Raw genomic sequence first — 17,131 nt, forward strand, 5'->3', positions numbered from 1 at the left:
CCCTCTGTTCGGCGCTCGGCTCGCCTCCGGTTGTCGGCGCTCGCGTCAGATCTCGTTCACGGGCCGACGGGCTTCGGCGAGGATCTTCAGCACCTCGTCGATCTCGTCGGTGATGTGGAACAGCTCCAGGTCGCGCGGGGCCGCCTTGCCCTGCGCGACCAGGGTGTTCTTCAGCCACTCGTACAGGCCGCCCCAGTAGGCGCTGCCGTAGAGGATCACCGGGAAGCGGGTGACCTTCTTCGTCTGCACCAGGGTGAGCGCCTCGAACAGCTCGTCCAGCGTGCCGAGTCCGCCGGGCAGGACCACGAAGCCCTGCGCGTACTTGACGAACATGGTCTTGCGGACGAAGAAGTAACGGAAGTTCAGCCCGAGGTCGACGAACTCGTTGAGGCCCTGCTCGAAGGGCAGCTCGATGCCGAGTCCGACGCTGAGGCCGCCGGCCTCCGAGGCGCCGCGGTTGGCGGCCTCCATCGCGCCCGGGCCGCCGCCGGTGATCACCGCGTAGCCGGCCTCGGCGAGGGCCCGGCCGATGGCCACCCCGGCCTCGTACTCGGGCGAGTCGGCCACGGTCCGGGCCGAGCCGAAGACGCTGATCGCGGGCGGGAGTTCGGCCAGGGCGCCGAAGCCCTCGACGAACTCGGAGGTGATCCGCAGCACCCGCCAGGGGTCGGTGTGCAGCCAGTCGGTGGGCCCCGTGGTGTCCAGCAGGCGCTGGTCCGTGGTGCTGGTGCCGACCTGGTCCCGGCGCACCAGCACCGGGCCCTTCTGCTTCTCGGGCCAGGCCTTCTTCTTCCGCGGCACGCCGACCTGCTCGGGGCCGTGTCCGTAGTGCTTCTCGTCTCCTGTGCCTGTCATGACGAAACCCTACGCCCGCCCTCCCCCGTTTTCAGGCAACGGGGGAAGGTCGGTTGGGCAACCGGAAGGTGGCGTTCGACCGTCGGTTCGGCCGCGCCCGAACGCCCTCGACTCAGCTGGTCAGCCAGGCGCGCAGCCGGTCCTCGGTCTCGGCGATGGCGGTCAGCGAGCAGTGCTCGTCCCGCTTGTGCGCGAAGTTCGGGTCGCCGGGGCCGTAGTTGACCGCGGGAATGCCGAGCGCGCTGAACCGGGCGACGTCGGTCCAGCCGAACTTGGCCCGGGCCCGGCCGCCGGTGGCCGCCAGGAAGGCCTGCGCGGCGGGCTGGGACAGGCCGGGCAGGGCGCCCGGGGCGAAGTCGGTGACGGTCAGCTCGAAGCCGTCGAAGACCTCGCGGACGTGCTTCTCCGCCTCGGCCTCGCTGCGGTCCGGCGCGTAGCGGAAGTTGATCGTGACCACGCACTCGTCCGGGATCACGTTGCCGGCCACGCCGCCGTCGATCCGCACCGCGTTGAGGCCCTCGCGGTACTCCAGGCCGTCGATCTCCACCCGGCGCGGCTGGTACGTCGCGAGCCGGGTGAGCACCTCGGCGGCGCGGTGGATGGCGTTGTCGCCGAGCCAGCTGCGGGCCGAGTGGGCGCGCACGCCGGTGAGCCGGACCTGCGCCCGCAGTGTGCCCTGGCAGCCGCCCTCGACCGTGGCCTCGCTGGGTTCCATCAGCACCGCGAAGTCGGCGGCCAGCCACTCCGGGCGGTCCCTGGCGAGGTGGCCGAGGCCGTTGCGGTGGGCCTCCACCTCCTCGCAGTCGTAGAACACGTAGGTGAGGTCGCGGTTGGGCTCGGTCAGGGTGGCGGCGAGGCGCAGTGCGACGGCCACGCCGGACTTCATGTCCGAGGTGCCGCAGCCGTAGAGCAGGTCGCCCTCGACGTACGACGGCAGGTTGTCGGCGATCGGCACGGTGTCCAGGTGGCCGGCCAGCACGACGCGCTCGGCGCGGCCCAGGTTCGTCCGGGCCACCACGTTGTTGCCGTAGCGGTCCACGGTCAGGTGGGCGCAACCGCGCAGGGCGGCCTCGACGGCGTCGGCGAGCGCCTGCTCGTCGCCGCTCACCGAGGGGAAGTCGACGAGGCGCGCGGTCAGCGCGCCACCGTCGAGGGTCAGGTCCAGGGGCGTCGGGTTCGGGCTGCTCATGGCGTCAGCCTAGCCGTGCGCACGTGTGCTCTGGGTGGTCGTGTTGTGACGCGGAACGCCCCCGGATCGGCAACCGGAGTACGCCGTACACCCGTCCGAGTGGGTACGGTGTCGGATCAGGATGGCGGGCGCGAGAGGGGCGACGGTGGCCAGGAGAAGGCGCAGCGAGGAGCTGGGCGACGAAGTGGCGCCCCGCCGCCGCGGTCCGGTGCGCGCGCTGCTGCTCGTGCTGGTCGGACTGCTCGGCCTCGCGATGGTGGCGGGCTTGGCCGTGGTCGGGATCTGGTGGTTCGGGTTCCGGCAGGGCGCCGCGGAGGAGTGCACGGTGAAGACCGCGGCCGGCAGCGGCACGCTGGAGCTGCCGCAGGCCGCCAACGCCGCGACGATCGCCGCGGTGTCGCGCTCGCGCGGGCTGCCGGACCGGGCGACGGCGATCTCGCTGGCGACCGCGATGCAGGAGTCCAAGCTGCGCAACCTCGCGGGCGGCGACCGGGACTCGATCGGCCTGTTCCAGCAGCGGCCCTCGATGGGCTGGGGCACCCCGGAGCAGATCGCGGACCCGGTGTACGCGACCAACAAGTTCCTGGACGGTCTGGTCAAGGTCCCCGGCTACACCCGGATGCCGCTGACCGACGCGGCCCAGGCGGTGCAGAAGAGCGGCTACCCGCAGGCGTACGCCAAGCACGAGACCAAGGCGACGCTGCTCACCTCGGCGCTGGCCGGCCGGGAGCCCGGCTCGTTCAACTGCGTGGTGCACGACTACGCCAAGCCGGACCCGGGCGACTCGCCGTCGCCGACCGCGGGCGCCTCGGCCATCCCGGTCGCGCTGCCGGACCGCACCCAGGTGCTGTCGGACCGGGTGCGCCGGGAGTTCGGCCGGACGGTCACCCCGGCCACCGGCTACACCTCGACGATCAAGGGCGCCGAGAACGCCGTCGCGCTGACCCCGGACCCGGCCACGGCCGCGCTGACCTCCTCGGCGGACTCCGGGGCCGACGCCGGGGCGAGCGCCGAGCGGGCCAGCGGCTGGGAGGTGGCCCACTGGGCGGTCGCCCAGGCGCAGCAGCTGGGCATCGCGACGGTCGCCTACGACGGGAAGATCTGGCGCAAGACCCAGTCGGAGGACGGCTGGCAGACCCAGACCTCGGGGACGTCGACCAAGCTCGTCCAGGTCACCCTGGCCCCGTCCGGCAAGGGCTGACGCACATTCGTTCGGGTTGCCGCCGAACGGGTGATTCCGGTCAACCGCAGTGGACCAACCGCCCGTTCCGGCGACCCCGGGTGGAGAACCGTCACTCCCCTTGCCCGGGGCCGGTCCGACGGTGCCCGGCGGGGCCCGGCGGGCACCATCACCGCGATCGTACGATCCGATGATCGGTCAGGTATTTTCCCGCGTCACCCGAAACCTTCCGGCTCCTCAAGCGGTAACAACGTCGTCCGCCAGGTCCCGTCCGCGCTCGGATCGTCCACCCGGCGGACGGGACGGACCCAGACCCCTTCGAGGAGCCCCATGTCTCACCCCCTCACGCGCCGGATCGCCCAGGCCGCGCTCGTCGTGGCGGCCGGAGCGACCCCGCTGGTCGCGGCCGGCTCCGCGTCCGCCCTGGGCGGGGACGCCCTGCTTCCCAAGAGCGACCTCGCGGCGCCGCTGGGCCAGCTGACCAACACCGACACCGGTTCCACCCTGCAGCACACCACCCACCAGCTCGGCCAGGCGGCCGGCACCACCGGCGCGGCCACCGTCGCCGCGGGCGTGCCGGCCTCCGCCGACGCCGCAGGCAACATCGTCGCCCACCAGCTCCCCGAGGCGAACGAGAAGGCCGGTTCGCTGACCGCCCCGGTCGACCAGACCGCCGCCACCACCGGCCAGCTCTCCGCCGTCACCCCGAAGGTCGCCACGGCCCTGGCCGGCAAGCTCGGCGAGGCCGTCACCGGCAAGGGCATGGGCACCCGCAGCGCCAACGCCGGCACCAGCCCGGTCGGCGGGCTCGCCCAGGCCCTGCCCGGCGCCGACAAGCTCTCCGGCGCCGTCCCCGGCACCAACGCCGTCACCGACGCGCTGCCGACCAGCGCGGTGGAGCGCGCCCTGCCGCTCGGCCCGGTCGAGCACGCGCTGCCCGGCGGCCTGCCCGGCACCGACGTCCTGGGCCTGGCGGAGCACGGCTCGGCCAACCGACTCGGCGGCGCCGACCTCGGCCCGAACAACCCGCTCTCCGGTCTGACCGGCGCGCTCGGCCCGGTCGGCGGCCTGCTGAACGGCGTCAACGGCGGCAACATCAGCGGCCTGCCGCTGTAACCCCTCCGGGCAAGCCGAAGGGGGCCGGTGCTTCGCGAGCACCGGCCCCCTTCGGCGTACGGTCAGCGCGCCGCGGTCAGCCGCTCCACGGCCGCGGCGACCCGCTCGTCCGTCGCGGTGAACGCGACCCGGACGAAGCGGCCGCCGGACGGCCCGTAGAAGTCACCGGGCGCCACCAGGATGCCCAGTCCGGCCAGTTCGGCCACGGTCTCCCAGCACGGGCGGTCCTGGGTCGCCCACAGGTAGAGGCTCGCCTCGGAGTGCTCGACCCGGAAGCCGTACGCCTCCAGGGCCGCCCGCAGCGCCGAGCGCCGGGCCGCGTACCGGTCCCGCTGCTCGGCCACGTGCGCGTCGTCCGTCAGCGCCGCGATCGTCGCCGCCTGGACGGGCGCCGGCACGATCATGCCGCCGTGCTTGCGCAGCCCCAGCAGCTCCTCGACCACCACCGGGTCGCCCGCCACGAAGGAGGCGCGGTAGCCGGCCAGGTTGGAGCGCTTGGAGAGCGAGTGGACGGCCAGCAGGCCCTCGTGGTCGTCCCCGCAGACGTCCGGGTGCAGGACGGAGACCGGCTCGGCCTCCCAGCCCAGCTCGAAGTAGCACTCGTCGCTGACCAGCAGCACCCGGTGCTCCCGGGCCCACTCGACGGCGCGGCGCAGCTCGTCCGTGCCGAGCACCCGGCCGGTCGGGTTGGACGGCGAGTTCACCCAGAGCAGGCGCACCCGGGAGCCGTCCAGTTCGTCCACCGAGTCGTACTCGACCGGCTCGGCGCCGCACAGCCGTGCGCCCACCTCGTAGGTCGGGTAGGCCAGCCGCGGGTAGGCGACCTGGTCGCCCGGGCCGAGGCCGAGCTGGGCCGGCAGCGAGGCCACCAGTTCCTTGGAGCCGATGGTCGGCAGGACGGCCCGGGGGCCGATCTCGGCGCCGCAGCGGCGGCGCAGCCAGCCGGCGATCGCCTCGCGCAGCTCCAGCGGGCCCCAGACGGTCGGGTAGCCGGGGGTGTCGGTGTGGGCGGCGAGCGCCTTCTGGATCACCTCGGGGACCGGGTCCACGGGGGTGCCGACGGAGAAGTCACACAGGCCACCCGGGTGGGCGAGGGCGGTGGCCTTGTAGGGCTCCAGCTTGTCCCAGGGGAACACCGGGAGCCGGTCCGAAACGCGGCGCGCCGCTCCCGGGTGACCCGGGAACGGCGCGCGCGTGCTGTTCGTGCTCACAGCTCAGTAGCCACCGATCGTCAGTGGTCGGCGTTCTGCGGCGGCAGAGCGGCGATGAACGGGTGGTCCCGCTCGATCAGGCCGAGCTTCGAGGCACCGCCGGGCGAACCCAGGTCGTCGAAGAACTCGACGTTCGCCTTGTAGTAGTCCTTCCACTCCTCCGGAGTGTCGTCCTCGTAGAAGATCGCCTCGACCGGGCAGACCGGCTCGCAAGCGCCACAGTCGACACACTCATCCGGGTGGATGTAGAGGGAACGCTGGCCCTCGTAGATGCAGTCAACCGGGCACTCTTCGATGCACGCCTTGTCCTTCACGTCGACACAAGGCTGCGCGATGACGTAGGTCACGCTGTCGTTCCTCCTCGGAAGGGCCTGGCGGCCCGTTCTGTTCTGCTCGCGTGCGCGGTGAGCGCGGCGTCGTCGATGCCCGCCCCTAGTATCGCGGGTCTGGGACCGCAAATGCACAGGAGGTGGCCGGATCATGACCCGAGACCAGTCGGAGAGCCGTCCGGAAGTCCGGATAGACCGCTCTGACGTGGGACTTCGCGTGTCCGTGCGACGCCTCTCGGAGTTCGTCGACGACCGGCCGGTGTTCCGCGATGTGATCGGCGTTCTCACATCATGGGACGATCATGGCCTGGTGGTCGAGCCGCGCTCGGGCGGGCCGGTCGCCTTCCCGGAGAAGCTGCTGGTCGCGGGCAAGGTCGTGCCGCCGTTCCCGGCCCGGCGCGCACCGCTGCCCGCCGCCACCCCGGTCGAGCTGCAGCGGATCGCCGGGCGCGGCTGGCCGGCCGTCGAGCAGGAGGCGCTCGGCGAGTGGACGCTGCGCGCCGCGTCCGGGTTCACCCGGCGGGCCAACTCCGCCCAGGCGCTCGGCGACCCGGGGCTGCCGCTGCCGCGGGCGCTGGCCGCCCTGCGGGGCTGGTACGCGGCGCGCGGACTGCCCGCGTACGTCGAGGTGGTCACCCCCGGCTCGCCCGAGGACCTGCGCGCCGAACTCGACCGGCTGGGCGCCGGGTACGCGCCCACCCTGGTGCTCACCGCGCCGCTGGCCGCGGTCGCCCGGGCCGGCGCCGGGCACGAGCGGGTGAGGCTCTCCCGCACGGCGGACGCCGACTGGATGTCGCTGTACCGCCGGGTCAGCGGGGACCCGGCGGTGGAGGAGGCTGCCCGGCAGGTGCTGCACGGCGGCCCCTCGGTCTGGTTCGCCACCGTGCCCGGCGCCCCCGGGCAGCCGCCGCTGGCGATCGGACGGTGCGTCGTCGACGGGCCCTGGGCCTGCTTCGGCGCGATCGAGGTGCAGCCGTACGCCCGTCGGGCCGGGCTGGCCACGACGGTCATGGCGGTGCTCGCCGCCCGCGCGGCGGAGGAAGCGGCGAGCGGCGCGTTCCTGCAGGTCGAGGCGGGGAACGACGGTGCGATCGCGCTCTATGACGGACTCGGCTTCACGACCAGTCACACTTACCACTACGCGCTCCTTCCCCAGGAGTAGCCACCCGACCGTTCCACCCTGGTATGTCCGCTTGTCCGTCCGTCCTACGAAGGCCGCCGCCGTCACCGTGACCGAGCAGAGCAGAGACCGCTTCCGGACCGCCGCCCGCGCCGAGCAGCCCGACCCGGTGCTGCTCTGCCTCCTTGCCGCCGCCGAGCACGATCCCGTCCTCGACCCGGGCGATCCGGGCGAACCGCCCGGCGCGGACACCCTGCTGGCCGCCTGCGAGGCCGCGTTCGAACGGCACGCGGCGGCCGTCCGGATCGCCGTCGCCGAACGCTCGCCGTCCGGACCGGAGGAGACCGCCGCCCTGCTCGCCGCCGTGCTCGGCGGGCGGGAGCGGTTCCACGGACGGCAGTCCGACTACCGGCGGCTGGAGTCCTCGCTGCTGCCCGAGGTGCTGCGACGGCGGCGCGGGCTGCCGATCATGCTCTCGCTGGTGTGGATGGAGGTCGGGCGGCGCGCCGGGCTCACCGTCCACGGCATCGCGCTGCCCGGCCACTTCGTCGTCGCTGTCGGCGGCCCGTCGGGCGGCGAGGAGTACGTCCTCGCCGACCCCTTCCACGGCGGACGGCTGCTCGACCCGGCCGGCGTCGAGCACCTGGTCGCCGCCGCCGGGTACGACTTCACCCCCGCCCTGCTCACCCCGGCCCAGCCGCTGGACATCGTGCTGCGGGTGCTCGGCAACATCCGGGCCTGGGCCGCCGACCGGCCCGAGCACGCCCGCACCCAGCTGTGGGCCACCGAACTCGCCCTGCTGCTCCCCCGCCACCCGGCCCAGCTCCGGCTGGAACGGGCCGAACTCCTGGTGCGGATGGGCGACTTCCTCGGCGGCTCGGCCGAGATGGACGACTACGCGCGGATCCTGGACGCCTTCGACCCGGACACCGCCGCCAAGGTCCGCCAGGAGGCCCGGGCGGCCCGCCACCGGCTCAACTAGCTACAACCAGCCCTTCTCGCGGGCGATCCGGACCGCCTCGGTGCGGTTGCGGGCCTCGGTCTTCTGGATCGCCATCGAGAGGTAGTTGCGGACCGTCCCCTCCGACAGGTGCAGCCGCTTGGCGATGTCCGCGTTCACCGCGCCGTCCGCGGCGGCGCCCAGCACGTCCCGCTCGCGCCCGGTCAGCGGATTGGCGCCCTCGGCCAGCGCGGCCGCCGCCAGCGCCGGGTCGATCACCCGCTCCCCGCGCAGCACCCGGCGGACCGCCTCGGCCAGCTCGGAGGCGGGCGCGTCCTTCACCAGGAAGGCGTCCGCCCCGGACTCCATCGCCCGGCGCAGGTAGCCGGGACGGCCGAAGGTCGTCGCGATGACCACCTTCGTCCCGGGCGCCTTCTTGCGCAGCTCGGCGGCCGCCTCGATGCCCGTCATGCCCGGCATCTCGATGTCCAGCACGGCGACCTGCACCTCGTTCGCCAGCGCCGCCGCCACCACCTCGTCCCCGCGACCCACCTGCGCGACGACGTCGATGTCCCCCTCCAGCCCGAGCAGCGCCGCCAGCGCCTCCCGGACCATCCCCTGGTCCTCGGCGAGCAGCACGCGGATCGAGGGGCTGTTCTCTGTGTTACCCATGGTCATGACCTTAGGGCCTGTCAGGTGCGGCAACGGGCTGGAGTATTCGAGTGGTTCACCGAGGCCGTGCGCACCAGACTGGTCTGATGCTGACCCTGGAGCCGCTGCGCCCCGACCACGCCGACGCCGTGCTCGCCTTCGAACTCGCCAACCGGGCCTGGTTCGCCCGTACCGTGCCCGACCGCGGCGACGCGTACTTCGCCGACTTCCCGGCCCGCCACGCCGCGCTGCTCGCCGAACAGGCCGCGGGCATCTGCCGGTTCCACGTGATCCTCGATCCGGGCGGAGCCCTGATCGGCCGCATCAACCTGATGGACCTCGTCGACGGCAGCGCCGAACTCGGCTACCGGATCGCCGAATCCGCTGCCGGCCGGGGCCTCGCCAAGGCCGCCGTCGCCCAGGTCCGCCGACTCGCCGCCCACAGCTACGGCCTGCGCTCGCTGACCGCCGCCACCACGCTCGACAACCCCGCCTCCCAGGCCGTCCTCACCCACAACGGCTTCACGGTCACCGGGGAGTTCGTCCTGGACGGCCGCCCGGCCGTTCGCTACCACCGCGAACTGGACCGCGCGGAGCTGACATGATGGCGGGCATGACGATCTACCGAAAGGCCGATGCCGCGTAAGCGGCCCGGCGCGCTGCGCGCCCACCCCGACCCCGCCCGCCGTTGGGACACCGCTCCACCGGACCGGATCCGCGGGCTCTCCACCTCGACCAGCCGCGCGATCCAGCGCTACGAGCAGTTGGACGGGTCGTACTACGTCTTCCCCGGCGCAACCGACCGGGCCCTGCGCCGGTACCGCCGGTTCCTCAGCCCGGTCGGGACCCGCCCGCGCTACCCGAGAGCGCCGCACTGCAGCTGCCGCGGCTGCTCCTTCGACGACGTCCGGCACGCCCGGGACGTGCTGGCGGAGGTGCTGTCCGCCCTCCCGCCGCGGCCGGGCGCCGAACTCGCCCGGGTGCTCCGGCCGATGGACGCCGCCTACCTCCGGCGCACCCTGCCCGACCCCTTCGCCGAGCGCATCCGGCCGGCCCCCTGGTGGTACGGCCGGCTCGGCGAACGGTGGGAGTGCGGCAGTTGAGCGTCAGGAGATCCTGGACGTCTCGGAGGGCGCGGCCGCCGTCCGCAGCGGCACCGAGGCCCGCAGGCGGAAGCCCTTGCCGCGCTCGCCGGGGCCGCTCTCCAGTCGTCCGCCGACCAGCGCGAGGCGCTCCTCGAGCCCGGAGAGCCCGTTGCCCGGCTGGGACTTGCCCGGTCCGCGGCCGTCGTCGCTGATCTCCAGGACGGCGTAGCGCTCGCCGCCGCCCTCCCAGCTCTCGTCCGCCGTCACCGTGCAGACGGTGGCGCCCTCGCCGTGCCGGACGATGTTGGTGACGGCCTCGCGCAGCGCCCAGGCGAGCGCGCCCGCCTCCTCGTTGGCCAGCGACGGCCAGGCGTCGACCAGCTCCGGCGCGGCCTCCAGCCGGACCTGGGCGGCGGCCAGGGCGGTCCGGGCGGCGGCGAGCTCGACCGGCAGGGTGGGTCGGCGGAAGCCGGTCACGGCCTCCCGCACGTCGATCAGCGACTGCCGGGCGACCTGCTCGATGTCGGCGACCTGCGCCCGCGCCGCCTCGTCCTTGCCCGCGTCCATGAACCGCCCGGCCAGTTCGCTCTTCAGGGTGATCAGCGAGAGCGAGTGCCCGAGCAGGTCGTGCAGGTCACGGGCGAGCCGCAGCCGCTCCTCGGAGGCGGCCAGGTGGGCCACCACGGCCCGGGCCTCGCGCAGCTCCTTCATGGTGGCGACCAGCCGCTGCAGGCCGGTCATCGCGACGCCGGAGAGGAAGGCGCTGAGCGCGAAGGTGGTGATGTTGTCCTTCTGGGCGTGGATCACCAGACCGATCGCGGCGGTGAGCCCGGCCATGCCGGCCAGCGCGCGCAGCGCGTAGTTCGGCGGCGTGATGATCGCGAGGCACACCGAGGCGTAGATGAACAGGGTCAGGAAGGCTTCGCCGAGGATGAAGGGGGCCGCGACCGCGAGCACGATCATCGTCACGACGATCACCTGGCAGGCCCGCGGCTTCATCCCCGCCTGCGAGCGGAAGATCACCAGCAGGACGTACCCGGCGACGAACCCCACCAGGCAGCACCAGCCGAACAGCCGGCCGACCAGGCTGTGGTGCCCGTTCAGCAGGCTGCCCGCCGGGTAGGCCAGGTAGAGCATCCACAGCAGCATCCAGGCGACCTTGACCAGCAGCTGCCGCCGGGTCTCCACCGGGGCGCCGGGGACGTTCATGAACGACGTGCGCGCCACACCCACCTCCGGCTGCTCGTCGGTGCGGTGGGTCCGGCGCGCGTCACTCATGTGGATCATCATGCCCGGCGGGTGTCACGCCGGTACAGTGCGGCCGCGGCGGCGACGAACACCGCGAGGAAGGCGGCCAGCCCGGCGACCGCGACCAGGTCCAGGGAGTGCCCGGGCTGGGTGAAGGTGGCCAGCTTGTTGTACAGGAACACCGGGTTGAACTGGGCGTACTTCTCCAGCGAGCCGCTCACCGGGAACCACGTCCCACCGAACAGCGACATCAGCATGTAGGCGATCATCACGATCGTCTGCACCGAGTCCGGCGCCGCCGCGTACCCGAGCGCCACCCCGAGTGCCGCGAACACGAAGCTGCCCAGCCACAGCGCGGCCGCCAGCCCGATCCACTGCGCCACGCTCAACGAGACGCCCTGGCTCGCGCCGACCGCGAAGACCACCAGGATCGCCGGCAGCGTGGTCACCGCGCTCGCGGCGATCTTGCCGAAGGTGAACGCCCGGCCCGGCAGCGCGGTCAGCCGCAGCTGGCGCGTCCATCCGCTCTTGCGCTCCAGCGAGATCCGCTGCGCGCTGCCGGAGAGCACCGAGCCGACCGCGCCGAAGGTGGCCATCGAGACCATGAAGTACGTCTTCACCGGCAGGCCGCCGGCCAGCTTGGTGGAGTCGTAGGCGTGGATGAAGAAGAAGTACATCAGCGCCGGGTAGGCGATGGTGAAGAGCAGGTAGCGCCGGTTGCGGAGGGTCCGCAGGACCTCCAGCTTGATCAGGGTGGTCATCGTGCGCTCTCCTCTACCAGGTCCTGCTCGTCCAGCTCGCCCGTGATGGTCAGGAAGGCCTGCTCCAGGCCCAGGCCGGTCACCTCCAGCCCGCGCGGGTACAGGCCCGCCCGGTAGATCCCGGCGACGCTCGCATCGGCGTCCGCGGTGCGGATCCGCACCGTCCGCACCCCCGGGACCCGGGCGGTGACGTCCAGTGACTGCACGCCCGGAAGCATGCGCAGCACCCCCTCGTCGAAGAACTCGCCGTCCCCGTCGTGGAGTTCGAAGGCGATCCGGCGAGCGCCCGCCCGCGCCTTGATCTCGGCGGAGCTGCCGTCGGCGATCAGCCGGCCCCGGTGCAGCACCAGGACGCGGTCGGCGATCGAGTCGGCCTCCTCCAGGTAGTGGGTGGCGAACAGGACCGTGCGACCGGCGTCGGCCTGTGCCCGCATGCTCGCCCAGAACGCCTGCCGGACGCTGACGTCCATGCCGGTGGTGGGCTCGTCCAGCACGATCAGGTCGCTGTTGCCCGCGATCGCCAGGGCGAACCGGACCCGCTGCTCCTGACCGCCGGACAGCTTGTCCACCCGGCGTTCGGCGATCTCGGTGATCCCGGCGTCGGTCAGCACCCCCGTGACCGACCGACCGCTCGGGTGCACCTTGCAGGCGAGCTCGACCAGCTCGCGGACCTTGACGTCGGCCATCAGCCCGCCGCTCTGCAGCATCGCGCCGACCCGGCCGGCCGCGATCGCCTCCCGCGGGGTGCCGCCGAACAGCGTGACGCTGCCCTGGTCGGGCTCGCGCAGGCCGAGCAGCAGGTCCAGACTGGTGGACTTCCCGGCGCCGTTCGGGCCGAGCAGGGCGACGGTCTCGCCCGGCCGCAGCACCAGGTCCAGCCCGTCCACGGCGCGCACCCGCCCGTAACTCTTGCCCACGCCGCGGAAGGCGGCCACCTCGGTACCCATCGCCCGGCTCCTCTCCCCTGACGGTTGTCGCGTGCGGTCCTGTCCGCACCACCTCAGAGTCCCGCGCGGGCGGGGGCCGACGGCAGTGTCGGCCGTCGTGCCTTCGGCATGACGGATGTCATGCCGGCGGCCGGTACCCCCGTCAGGCCAGTGACATTGACGAGGGGCCGGCCGCCGATCGCGCTGGTCAGGAGGGTGCTACAGCCCCAGCGAGCGCTTCACGAAGTCGACCTGGAGCAGCAGCAGGTTCTCCGCGACCTCCTCCTGCGGGGTCATGTGGGTGACGCCGGACAGCGGCAGCACGGTGTGCGGGCGCCCGGCGGCCAGCAGGGCCGAGGAGAGCCGCAGGGTGTGGGCGGCCACCACGTTGTCGTCCGCGAGGCCGTGGATGATCATCAGCGGGCGCTCCAGCCCGGTCGCGTAGCCGGTCAGCGAGTTGGCCCGGTACACCTCGGGCCGCTCGGCCGGGTGGCCCAGGTAGCGCTCGGTGTAGTGGGTGTCGTACAGCTCCCAGTCGGTCACCGGCGCCCCGGCCACCGCCGCGTGGAACACGTCGGGGCGGCGCAGCACCGCCAGCGCGGAGAGGTAGCCGCCGTACGACCAGCCGCGGATGGCGACCCGGTCCAGGTCCAGCGGGAACTCCCCGGCGAGCGCCTGCAGCGCGTCGACCTGGTCGTCCAGGGTGGCCCCGGCGAAGTCGAAGGCGATGGACTTCTCCCAGGCCGGCCCGCGCCCGGGGGTGCCGCGCCCGTCGGCGACGACCACCGCGAAGCCCTGGTCGGCGAACCACTGCGAGTTGAGGTGCGGGTTGTGCGCCTGGACGACGCGCTGGCCGTGCGGGCCGCCGTACGGGTCCATCAGGACGGGCAGCAGGCCGTCGCGCTCGCGGTCGTAGCCGGTGGGCAGGAAGACGGCGGCCGGGATGCGGCGCTCGCCGGCGAAGCGGAACACCGGGCGGGCGGTGATGGCCGGGGTCTCGGCGTACGAGGTGATGGTGGCGACGTCGTCGACCACCACGCCCTCCGGCAGGTCGCGGGCGACCTGCACCAGGGTGCCGGGCAGGTCGGGCTCGGCGGTGGCCCGGACGGTGATCCCGCCGGCGTGCACCGCGCTGGTGACGGAGGTGAAGGGGCGGCCGTTGGCGCACTCCCAGGCCAGCTGCTTGCCGTCGTGGCTGATCCGGCCGACGGCGATCCAGCCGGGCTCGGGGTCGGTCTCCCCGGTGCCGCCGGAGGCGCTGAAGAACACCTCCCGCTCGGTGACCGCGACGACCGACCGGACGTGCAGGTCGGCCCCGGTGACGGCCTGGTCGCCGACCACCAGCGCCCGCACCCCTCCGTCGTCGGAGATCCGGACCAGCTTGCCGTCCGGGGTCCAGGCCGGTGCGCCCGGGAAGGCCTCCAGCCAGGCCTCGTCGCGCTCCTCGAACAGCACCTCGGTGCCGCCGGTGGCCACGTCCAGGCCGAGGATCCGCTGGGCGCGCTGGTCGCGGGACTGGACCAGCAGCAGCGGCACGCCGCCCTTGGACCAGTGCACCCGGGCCAGGTACGGGAAGGCCTCCTGGTCCCAGGACACCTCGGTGCGTCCGCCGTGCAGGTCGAGCAGCAACAGGCCGACCTCGGCGTTGGCGGTGCCGGCCGCCGGGTAGGCGACCTCGGCGGGCGCGCGGTCCGGGTTGGCCGGGTCGGCGATCCACCAGCGGCGCACCGGGCTGTCGTCGGCGCGCTCGACCAGCAGCCGCTCGCCGTCCGGGGACCACCAGAAGCCGCGGTCGCGGTCGATCTCCTCCTGGGCGATGAACTCGGCCTGACCCCAGGTGACGTTCGGGCCGTCCGGCTCGGCGAGCGCCCGGTCGTCGGTGCCGTCGGTGCGGGTCAGCCGCAGTTCGCCGGCGGTGTTGGCGTAGGCGACGTGGGCGCCGTCCGGGGAGAGCCGCGGGTCCAGCAGCGGGCCCTGGGCGGGCAGTTCGCGGGCGACGCCGGTGATCAGGTCGGCGGTGAACAGCCGGCCGGACAGGGCGAAGGCGGCGAGCTCGCCGTCCCCGTCCAGGGCGTAGCCGACGATGCCGGCCGAGCTCTCCCGGCTGCGCTCGCGGCGGGCCTTCTCGGCGGGTGAGAGGTCCTCCTCGCCGCCGCCGAGCAGGACGGCGGGGTCGGCGGCGATCCGCTCCTCGCCGGTGGCGGTGTCGAGGGTCCAGAGCAGGTTGGCCCGGTCGCTGCCGGAGCGCGAGCGGAGGAAGACGACCCGCGAGCCGTCCGGTGCGACGGAGAAGGAGCGGGGGGCGCCGACGGTGTAGCGCAGGGTCCGCGCGTACTGCCGGGGGAAGGTGTCCGCAGGGGTGTGGGAGGTCATGGCACCAGACCCTACGACGGCTGACTCCGACTGCCCGGTGACTGACCATCACTCGTTCGGAGCATCGCCCCCAGGTACGCCCCAAAGAGGTCCAAACCCCCTCCGACCGGCCCACGCGCCCCTCGAGTGCCCGGGTGCCCCGGCGCGCGTCGACTCACTGAATGTAATGCTCCCCTTACCCATCGGGTATGACTGGTCACGCGAGTGATCGTCGGGCCCCGTCCCGGGCCCCGGTCACCCGACCCCGATTCCCGTACGGTCCCACCGCCGGCCCTCTCCAGGGGCCGGCGCCCGAGAAGGGGTACGAGCCGACATGGCCATGAACGTCTCCGCCGTCATGCTGATGCTGACCATCGTGGTGGTGCTGATCCGCCGTTCCAGCCTGAAGCTGGGGCACGCCGTCGTCTGCGCGCTGCTCGGCTTCTACCTGGCCTCCAGCTCGATCGCCCCGTCGATCAGCCAGCTCACCACGAACCTCGCCGGGATGCTCAACGGCCTGAAGCTCTGACCCCTGCGGGCTGGTGGTTAGGCTTCCTCCCATGACCGCGACTACCGGCCGCCGCCTCCTCCTGGTGCACGCCCATCCCGACGACGAGTCGATCGGCAACGGCGCCACCATGGCCCGGTACGCCGCCGAGGGCGCCCGGGTGACACTGGTGACCTGCACCCTCGGCGAGGGCGGCGAGGTGATCCCGCCGGAGCTCGCCCACCTGACCGCCGATCGGGACGACACCCTCGGCGCGCACCGGATCGGCGAGCTGACCGAGGCGATGCGCGCCCTCGGCGTCACCGACTTCCGCTTCCTCGGCGGCCCGGGGCGCTACCGCGACTCCGGGATGATGGGCGTGCCCGAGAACGACGCCCCCGGCTGCTTCTGGCGGGCCGACGTGGACGAGGCGGCGGACCACCTGGTCGCCGTGGTCCGCGAGGTCCGGCCGCAGGTGCTGGTCACGTACGACGACAACGGCGGCTACGGGCACCCGGACCACATCCAGGCGCACCGGGTCGCGATGCGCGCGTACGAGCTGGCCGCCGATCCGGCGCACCGTCCGGAGCTGGGCGCCCCCTGGCGGATCGCCAAGGTGTACTGGAACCGGATGCCCAACTCGGTGCTCGCGGCCGGGCTCGCCAGGACCGCCGCCGAGTCGGCCTTCCCCGGCACCGCCCAACCCGCCGACGTGCCGGGGGTGGTGGCCGACGAGGTGGTCACCACCGTGCTCGACGGCTCCGGGTACGCCGGGCACAAGGCCGCCGCGCTGGCCGCGCACGCCACCCAGATCACCGTGAACGGCGCCTCCTTCGCGCTCTCCAACCACCTCGGCCAGCCGCTGTTCGCCACCGAGTACTACCAACTGGTGCGCGGCCAGGCCGGGCCGGAGCGGCCCGAGCGCGACCTGTTCGCCGGCCTGGCGGTCACCGACCCGACTGCCGGCGAGACTCCCAGCGAGGTGAACGCCCGATGACCGCGCCCGCCGCCAAGCCGAAACGCCGTTCGATCGCGGTGGCCGCCCTCGGCACCCGCCAGCAGCGGCTGGCCGAGCCCCAACCCCCGCGCGCCGCCCGGATCGCGGCGTATGTCCTGTTCTTCCTGTTGGGCATCGCGGTGTCGGTCTGCGGATCCTTTGTGCAGGCCCTGTGGCCGCCCGTGGGAGTTCTGCTGGCGCTCGCCGCCACCGCCGCGACCTTCTACGCCGGCCTGCGGGTCACCGGCACCCGGCTGGGCGCCGCGCTGCCCGCGGCGGGCTGGTTCCTGGCGATGCTGATGCTGATGGTGCCCCGGCCGGAGGGCGACAACGTGCTGTGGTCCAACGCCACCTCGCTGGCCTGGCTGTTCATCGGCTCGATCCTGGGCGTGATCTGCGCCACCCTGCCGACCCGCACCAGCTGGTTCCCCGGCGTGCCCAACCCCCCTCGCTGACCCCGGCGGCCAGCCGCGTACGGTAGCGCACACAACGCGCAGTCAGGACCACTCCGCCGTACTCTCATACCGGAGGAACCGGACGTATCAGGATCTGTCCGAAGCCGTTCACCGCTCAGTTCTTCCCAGTATGGTGGTCCCGCAGTACGTCGTACCCGACCGCCGTTTGCCCCAGGCCCGGCGACCACGAACCGCGGTCGCGCCGCACGGCCCGCCCGCGAACCCGGAG

General features: G+C 73.3%; 18 protein-coding genes. 9 read left to right on the forward strand and 9 right to left on the reverse strand.

The annotated features are described in order from the left end of the window. Positions 1 to 45: 45 nt before the first annotated feature. Both O1G21_RS15860 and dapE read right to left on the reverse strand, forming a co-directional pair. Positions 46 to 855 (reverse strand): LOG family protein, encoded by an 810-nt coding sequence (locus O1G21_RS15860; RefSeq protein ID WP_270144379.1) that lies wholly within the window; start codon positions 853 to 855, stop codon positions 46 to 48. 112 nt (positions 856 to 967) lie between these two features. Continuing rightward, the gene (dapE, locus tag O1G21_RS15865; RefSeq protein ID WP_270144381.1) at positions 968 to 2,044 is read right to left on the reverse strand and encodes a succinyl-diaminopimelate desuccinylase; all 1,077 of its coding nucleotides are present in this window, start codon (positions 2,042 to 2,044) and stop codon (positions 968 to 970) included. Between the two features lie 145 nt (positions 2,045 to 2,189). Here dapE and O1G21_RS15870 point away from each other — a divergent pair, with 145 nt between their 5' ends. Beyond that, positions 2,190 to 3,245, forward strand: coding sequence for a hypothetical protein (locus O1G21_RS15870; protein WP_270144383.1), 1,056 nt, complete (start codon positions 2,190 to 2,192; stop codon positions 3,243 to 3,245). A 309-nt stretch (positions 3,246 to 3,554) separates the two neighbouring features. Further along, positions 3,555 to 4,340 (forward strand): hypothetical protein, encoded by a 786-nt coding sequence (locus O1G21_RS15875; RefSeq protein WP_270144384.1) that lies wholly within the window; start codon positions 3,555 to 3,557, stop codon positions 4,338 to 4,340. 62 nt (positions 4,341 to 4,402) lie between these two features. Here the strand turns inward: O1G21_RS15875 and dapC are convergent, their stop codons facing one another. Further along, positions 4,403 to 5,551: a succinyldiaminopimelate transaminase gene (gene dapC / locus O1G21_RS15880; RefSeq protein ID WP_270144386.1), complete on the reverse strand. Its 1,149-nt coding sequence runs from the start codon at positions 5,549 to 5,551 to the stop codon at positions 4,403 to 4,405. 20 nt (positions 5,552 to 5,571) lie between these two features. After that, positions 5,572 to 5,898, reverse strand: a complete 327-nt coding sequence (fdxA, locus tag O1G21_RS15885) for a ferredoxin (RefSeq protein ID WP_030287402.1) — start codon at positions 5,896 to 5,898, stop codon at positions 5,572 to 5,574. Positions 5,899 to 6,031: 133 nt separating this feature from the next. On the opposite strand from fdxA, the gene O1G21_RS15890 reads away from it, so the two are divergent. Then, a complete protein-coding gene (locus O1G21_RS15890; RefSeq protein ID WP_270144391.1) occupies positions 6,032 to 7,042 on the forward strand; it encodes a GNAT family N-acetyltransferase in 1,011 nt (336 codons plus the stop codon). A gap of 31 nt (positions 7,043 to 7,073) precedes the next feature. Then, on the forward strand, positions 7,074 to 7,982 hold the full coding sequence (locus O1G21_RS15895; RefSeq protein ID WP_405000653.1) for a transglutaminase family protein: 909 nt from the start codon (positions 7,074 to 7,076) through the stop codon (positions 7,980 to 7,982). Here O1G21_RS15895 and O1G21_RS15900 read toward each other — a convergent pair whose 3' ends face one another. Beyond that, the gene (locus O1G21_RS15900) at positions 7,983 to 8,612 is read right to left on the reverse strand and encodes a response regulator transcription factor (RefSeq protein ID WP_270144393.1); all 630 of its coding nucleotides are present in this window, start codon (positions 8,610 to 8,612) and stop codon (positions 7,983 to 7,985) included. Positions 8,613 to 8,698: 86 nt separating this feature from the next. Here O1G21_RS15900 and O1G21_RS15905 point away from each other — a divergent pair, with 86 nt between their 5' ends. Together O1G21_RS15905 and O1G21_RS15910 are read left to right on the forward strand one after the other, a co-directional pair. Beyond that, a complete protein-coding gene (locus tag O1G21_RS15905) occupies positions 8,699 to 9,196 on the forward strand; it encodes a GNAT family N-acetyltransferase (protein WP_270144395.1) in 498 nt (165 codons plus the stop codon). A 30-nt stretch (positions 9,197 to 9,226) separates the two neighbouring features. Continuing rightward, positions 9,227 to 9,694, forward strand: a complete 468-nt coding sequence (locus O1G21_RS15910) for a magnesium and cobalt transport protein CorA (RefSeq protein ID WP_270144396.1) — start codon at positions 9,227 to 9,229, stop codon at positions 9,692 to 9,694. A 3-nt stretch (positions 9,695 to 9,697) separates the two neighbouring features. On the opposite strand, the gene O1G21_RS15915 is transcribed toward O1G21_RS15910, so the two are convergent. The 4 genes from O1G21_RS15915 to O1G21_RS15930 form a co-directional block, all read right to left on the reverse strand. Further along, positions 9,698 to 10,954, reverse strand: coding sequence for a sensor histidine kinase (locus O1G21_RS15915; RefSeq protein ID WP_270144397.1), 1,257 nt, complete (start codon positions 10,952 to 10,954; stop codon positions 9,698 to 9,700). Positions 10,955 to 10,962: 8 nt separating this feature from the next. Beyond that, on the reverse strand, positions 10,963 to 11,685 hold the full coding sequence (locus O1G21_RS15920; RefSeq protein WP_270144399.1) for an ABC transporter permease: 723 nt from the start codon (positions 11,683 to 11,685) through the stop codon (positions 10,963 to 10,965). Continuing rightward, positions 11,682 to 12,632: an ABC transporter ATP-binding protein gene (locus O1G21_RS15925; protein WP_270144401.1), complete on the reverse strand. Its 951-nt coding sequence runs from the start codon at positions 12,630 to 12,632 to the stop codon at positions 11,682 to 11,684. The genes O1G21_RS15920 and O1G21_RS15925 overlap by 4 nt, the downstream gene beginning before the upstream one ends. Positions 12,633 to 12,830: 198 nt before the next feature. Beyond that, positions 12,831 to 14,984, reverse strand: coding sequence for a S9 family peptidase (locus tag O1G21_RS15930; protein WP_270144403.1), 2,154 nt, complete (start codon positions 14,982 to 14,984; stop codon positions 12,831 to 12,833). A 313-nt stretch (positions 14,985 to 15,297) separates the two neighbouring features. Between O1G21_RS15930 and O1G21_RS15935 the strand changes: the two genes are divergently transcribed. The 3 genes from O1G21_RS15935 to O1G21_RS15945 are packed head-to-tail and all read left to right on the forward strand — an operon-like array spanning position 15,298 to position 16,902. Beyond that, positions 15,298 to 15,492 carry a DUF2304 domain-containing protein gene (locus O1G21_RS15935; RefSeq protein ID WP_270144405.1) on the forward strand — a complete coding sequence of 65 codons (195 nt, stop codon included), beginning with the start codon at positions 15,298 to 15,300 and terminating at the stop codon, positions 15,490 to 15,492. Positions 15,493 to 15,523: 31 nt separating this feature from the next. Further along, positions 15,524 to 16,447: an N-acetyl-1-D-myo-inositol-2-amino-2-deoxy-alpha-D-glucopyranoside deacetylase gene (gene mshB / locus O1G21_RS15940; RefSeq protein WP_270144407.1), complete on the forward strand. Its 924-nt coding sequence runs from the start codon at positions 15,524 to 15,526 to the stop codon at positions 16,445 to 16,447. Then, positions 16,444 to 16,902 (forward strand): DUF6113 family protein, encoded by a 459-nt coding sequence (locus O1G21_RS15945; RefSeq protein WP_270144409.1) that lies wholly within the window; start codon positions 16,444 to 16,446, stop codon positions 16,900 to 16,902. The genes mshB and O1G21_RS15945 overlap by 4 nt, the downstream gene beginning before the upstream one ends. The last annotated feature ends 229 nt before the right edge of the window (positions 16,903 to 17,131 follow it).

This window comes from Kitasatospora cathayae (assembly GCF_027627435.1).
GTDB lineage: Bacteria > Actinomycetota > Actinomycetes > Streptomycetales > Streptomycetaceae > Kitasatospora > Kitasatospora cathayae.